The following is an 828-nucleotide window of genomic DNA, read 5'->3' on the forward strand; positions in this document are numbered from 1 at the left end:
GGTCGGCAGTTCGAGACTGCCACGGCTCATTACAATTGAATATTATCAATGCATAACATTTTGTATGCCGACTTAGCTCAGCTGGCAGAGCACCTGTCTTGTAAACAGGGGGTCGGAAGTTCGAATCTTCTAGTCGGCATTTTGCGGAAGTAGTTCAGTGGTAGAACATCACCTTGCCATGGTGGGGGTCGCGGGTTCGAATCCCGTCTTCCGCTTGTTATGCCGGGGTGGCGGAATTGGCAGACGCACAGGACTTAAAATCCTGCGGTCAGTGATGACCGTACCGGTTCGATCCCGGTCCTCGGCATATTTTATGCACCCATAGCGCAACTGGATAGAGTGTCTGACTACGAATCAGAAGGTTGTAGGTTCGACTCCTACTGGGTGCAGTATTTCGGGAAGTAGCTCAGCTTGGTAGAGCACCTGGTTTGGGACCAGGGGGTCGCAGGTTCGAATCCTGTCTTCCCGATTGATAGAATGCTATCATGTTTATTAAATCATCATCGCGGTGTAGCTCAGCTGGCTAGAGCGTCCGGTTCATACCCGGGAGGTCGAGGGTTCGATCCCCCCTGCCGCGATATAGGTCTTGGACCTTTAGCTCAGTTGGTTAGAGCAAACGGCTCATAACCGTTCGGTCGTAGGTTCGAGTCCTACAAGGTCCATCGACTCAATATTCTTGGAGTTAATTTTATATCAGCTTATTTATGGAGGATTACCCAAGTGGCTGAAGGGGGCGGTCTTGAAAACCGCTAGGTGGGTCAAACCACGCGAGAGTTCGAATCTCTCATCCTCCTTATTATTATCGCGGGATGGAGCAGTCTGGTAGCT

8 tRNA genes are annotated in these 828 nt (G+C 50.7%); all 8 read left to right on the forward strand.

Features of this window, described 5'->3' with window-relative positions:
• Positions 1-66 precede the first annotated feature (66 nt).
• Positions 67-139: transfer RNA gene (locus tag FC98_RS13770), tRNA-Thr, on the forward strand.
• Positions 140-143: 4 nt separating this feature from the next.
• Positions 144-215: transfer RNA gene (locus tag FC98_RS13775), tRNA-Gly, on the forward strand.
• Between the two features lie 6 nt (positions 216-221).
• Positions 222-307 (forward strand) — tRNA-Leu (locus FC98_RS13780).
• Positions 308-315: 8 nt separating this feature from the next.
• Positions 316-389 (forward strand) — tRNA-Arg (locus FC98_RS13785).
• A 6-nt stretch (positions 390-395) separates the two neighbouring features.
• Positions 396-469 (forward strand) — tRNA-Pro (locus FC98_RS13790).
• Positions 470-504: 35 nt separating this feature from the next.
• Positions 505-578, forward strand: a tRNA-Met gene (locus tag FC98_RS13795).
• Positions 579-588: 10 nt separating this feature from the next.
• Positions 589-662, forward strand: a tRNA-Ile gene (locus tag FC98_RS13800).
• A 44-nt stretch (positions 663-706) separates the two neighbouring features.
• A tRNA-Ser gene (locus FC98_RS13805) sits at positions 707-794 on the forward strand.
• Positions 795-828: the final 34 nt, after the last annotated feature.

Source organism: Lentilactobacillus kisonensis DSM 19906 = JCM 15041, assembly GCF_001434135.1.
Taxonomy (GTDB): Bacteria; Bacillota; Bacilli; order Lactobacillales; family Lactobacillaceae; genus Lentilactobacillus; species Lentilactobacillus kisonensis.